This window comes from Desmonostoc vinosum (assembly GCF_059505385.1).
The window spans coordinates 1-3,587 of the sequence record NZ_JCACKM010000309.1 but is presented as its reverse complement, the minus strand read 5'-3'; the positions used below and the strand labels follow the sequence as shown (position 1 = coordinate 3,587).

Genomic DNA, 3,587 nt, shown 5'->3' with positions numbered 1-3,587 from the left:
TACACTGAGAGAGTTTTTTTACAAACTACCTGACTTTTCAAACAGCCTCTAAGACAAAACTCGATACATCCAAAATACTTTTAGGTAACGCCAAATTAATTGTATCTAAAATACTTTTAGGCGATGCCAAACTAGCTGTACCCAGAACACTTTTAGGTAACGCCAAATTAATTGTATCCAAAATACTTCTAGTCCATACGAAACTCGATACATCCAAAACACTTTTAGCTAATCCCAAACTCGATGCATCAAAAATACTTTTAGGTTGAGCTTTCTTAGGATCTCGGGGATGACGGCGGAAAGTTCTCAGTTTAACAAGGCCTGCCAGATGTTTGAGAGTTTGCGATAATTCTGTGAAGGTCATGTTCTGAAAAACACACCACTCATTAGGGGGAATGGCAATCATCATCCCTCTGTAAGTACCTTTAATTTCGTCGGCTAAATAGTAGCTGGAAATTTCAGCTTCTATCTTCTCGGTTCCATGAAAACTTCTCAGGGCTGCCTGAACGGTAGACACGGGTTCGGGAGTTCGCAATCGACGCAAAGCGCCAAGACTGCGACTCCCTCACCATCTTCACAAGGAAATACATCTACTGCCAGCATTAAACTTGGGTCAAGTACGACCAATGATTGCCCTGGTAACGGGGCGCTACTAATTTCACGTAATGGTTTTAAGCGGTGTTCGGTCGCTGCGTGCGCATTACCATCAATAATTTTTACTCGATATCCTGGTAGCAAATCCGGCATTGTTGCATTGAGGTGTCGAATCGTCGCTTCCATTTGACCCGCAACTTCTCTGACTAGCTCCCCACTGGTACTCGGTTCAATACCATTGATTTTATTGTAGACCGAGGTAACTGAAACACCTATTTTTTCCACTGATGCTTGGTGTGCTGCGTGTACTGATGGATGAACTCCGCAGACCACAAGGCTCATCAAATTAACTACTGTGGAGAATAATAGCTCACGAGTGTACTGGGTTTTGGCACTACGTTCAAATAGTTCATCTATGATTTGGGGAGATAGTGCTTTCTCTAAAAGCCCACGAACCATCACCGATACTGGACTTTCTGTGACAAAACGCTCAAATACCTGCCCTAGCAACATTTTTTTCTCCACCCAACAGATTTGCACCTCTTTTTACCAAACTACAAATCAGCCCATCACACAACACCTTGAAAGGGCTATTACGCACTGTACAAAATAACTATCTTGTGTATCAACGTAAATACGTTGTTTCAGGCTTTTGTCAATCACCCTTGATTGGGTGCGATCGCTAAAATTTCATTGAAAAATCTAGCTATAAGCCTTGAAAACTATACCTGTTATTTTGACTTTTCTGTCAATGCGTAAGTCCTAAAATAAACGAATATCGTATAGTTCAGCACTACGCAACCAGCGATGAAACTCATACATCAACTTGCTTTCCGCCTTCACCAGTTCCGCGTGCCAGTCTATAGGGATAGTTGCAATCCCGCCACCAATTGTCCTTCCCCGCATTTGTTCGGACTGATAAAAGTTGAGATATGCCTGTTGCCACTCTTGATATAGCTGCGTTAAGATGTCGGGATAATTAACCTGTACAGTCAATCTTTGCCCTTCTCCCCAAGATAAATCAAATAGACAGATTTGTTCAATTTTTTGAACTGTTAGATTAAAAATATGAGCAGAAAATTTCATAATTAATCAACTGATGATAACTCAATAGCGATTCTTCTTAACTGAATCGTATTGGACTCTAACAGATGTTTCTGTCTTTATTTATATCCAACCTTTTTGAGGTAGACTTCAAATTCAGAACGCGCACGAAAGAAACAGACATCAAATTCAAAAAAGAAATTAGCCTGTCCCAAAATCAAAGGTATATCGGTTGCTTGTGTCCAAGCAAATGCTAAGTTGACTATTGGGAATGAACTGACTTGAGCATCAACAATGACTGCGCGAGCTTCAAATCGAGCCAAATTCCCCGCCAATAGAACCGACAGCGTCTCATTTTCCCAGCTTAAGCCCAGTTGTAACCCCAACTCGTATGGCAAAACATTAACGCTTGCGCCTGTATCTAATAAGCCTTCAGCGTTCAGGAATTGACCATTAAGACTAAGCGTTAAAGGCAGATACGCCATCCGATCAACCATGCCAAGAGTGCTGTCAATAATTTTGTAGAGGAATTTTTGAGCGTCAACCATTCTTTTCTTGCTGTTTTGTCGCCAGAAGATTCATTAAAACATTGGCAGCCTCAGAGCAATTGTAGGGCGACCAAACAGGATACTCTTGGTTCACAACAAAGAAATTTGTATCTTCTTCTTTGACAAGTTCTGTTGCAAGAAACTGCATCAGTCGAAGCTTGTCAATTTTTGGAAGCCCTCGGATTTGTGACATAAGTTCAGCCAATGGCATTTGGAAATCTCCTCGTCTGAGGTTCGGTGAAACGATTGGGTATGCTAGCTTGTTGCAAGCGGTGGCGATTACTAACACTCATTTAGTCTACCAATTGCCTAATAATGGGTTGGCTGAGAAACTTCCAATTCCTGTGTCAGCAATTTTTACCTGGAGCGATAAAGTCGCCCTACTTTGAAGATAATTACTATCATATCAAGCGATCGCTCCCGCATATTTAAGCAGCACACTCAATTTAGTTGATGGAATAGCGGCGATCGCTCTTGGTAAATTTGACAGGTATCAAAAATTAGAGTGATGTCTAACTACCAAGCCGCAACACATATACGTATTGTGAACTAATATCGTGTCCGGTTAAAGACTTATCATTAAGACTGCAAGGGGGCACGGCTCAACTTTTCACCATTCATTTGTGGCAGATGCGCTTGTTTCCACGTAGACTCAAATACCTGACAGAAGTCGTCAAGATTACAAAAAACCTGTGTGATGTCCATCCGAGATTTGAAAAGAAGGCAGGAGGCAGAAGGCAGAAGGCAGAAGGAAAGAATTTGGTGGGGATTCAGACCCCCTAACCTGCTACCACAGTCAATTTATCCCGTCGAACTCACGTCGATTTAACTTTTTTGCGCTGCTCTCTTCCGATATTTAGATAATGCTCAGATTATTCAAATTGCCTCTAAATCCGGTTATCTCAATAATGCTGTCTGTGCTTGCAGAAAACCCAGCCGTACCATCATTAAGTGCTAGAAAGGTGCGATCTAACAGTCCATCGCGAAATCTAAAAGTGGAAGCACCATTGACATTAACCAGGGTGGGTCTGATGACGGTATCGTTGCCGTTGCCTGTGGTAATATTTTCCATAATTTCAATGCGCTTTTAGTGTACGTTAAAGGCGATCGCTGTACTAGTCAAAAATTGGAGTTAAGAGCAAAACTGGGTAACAAATAAGGCTAGACCTTAGACTGCTACCAATTTTGTGTCTCGCAAACTTCAAACACACTCTATAGGAAAAATAAGAGCCATCTTTGAACTCACGTTAACATCATTGGTGCTGGTCAAGGAGAATCTATAGTAATCAACTGGATTTGTATTCCCTCTGACGGGGCGACAAAAAAGCTAGGATACTGATAAAATCAGCTCCATAGCCCTGAGACCCCGTTGATAATACTTACATTTATTGCGACTTAATC

The 3,587-nt window shown here is 41.5% G+C and carries 6 protein-coding genes; all 6 read right to left on the bottom strand.

What is annotated here, in order from left to right; genetic code table 11:
• Positions 1-37: 37 nt before the first annotated feature.
• Positions 38-517: a hypothetical protein gene (locus AC5JMF_RS31695; protein ID WP_495799678.1), complete on the bottom strand. Its 480-nt coding sequence runs from the start codon at positions 515-517 to the stop codon at positions 38-40.
• Positions 493-1,107, bottom strand: a complete 615-nt coding sequence (locus AC5JMF_RS31690; protein WP_495799677.1) for a hypothetical protein — start codon at positions 1,105-1,107, stop codon at positions 493-495. The genes AC5JMF_RS31695 and AC5JMF_RS31690 overlap by 25 nt, the downstream gene beginning before the upstream one ends.
• A gap of 249 nt (positions 1,108-1,356) precedes the next feature.
• Positions 1,357-1,680, bottom strand: coding sequence for a hypothetical protein (locus AC5JMF_RS31685; protein WP_495799676.1), 324 nt, complete (start codon positions 1,678-1,680; stop codon positions 1,357-1,359).
• A gap of 77 nt (positions 1,681-1,757) precedes the next feature.
• Complete coding sequence (locus AC5JMF_RS31680) at positions 1,758-2,186, bottom strand: aspartyl protease family protein (RefSeq protein ID WP_495799675.1); 429 nt, start codon at positions 2,184-2,186, stop codon at positions 1,758-1,760.
• Positions 2,179-2,397, bottom strand: a complete 219-nt coding sequence (locus tag AC5JMF_RS31675; protein WP_495799674.1) for a hypothetical protein — start codon at positions 2,395-2,397, stop codon at positions 2,179-2,181. The genes AC5JMF_RS31680 and AC5JMF_RS31675 overlap by 8 nt, the downstream gene beginning before the upstream one ends.
• Before the next feature lie 645 nt (positions 2,398-3,042).
• Positions 3,043-3,258 carry a bluetail domain-containing putative surface protein gene (locus AC5JMF_RS31670; RefSeq protein WP_495799673.1) on the bottom strand — a complete coding sequence of 72 codons (216 nt, stop codon included), beginning with the start codon at positions 3,256-3,258 and terminating at the stop codon, positions 3,043-3,045.
• Positions 3,259-3,587: the final 329 nt, after the last annotated feature.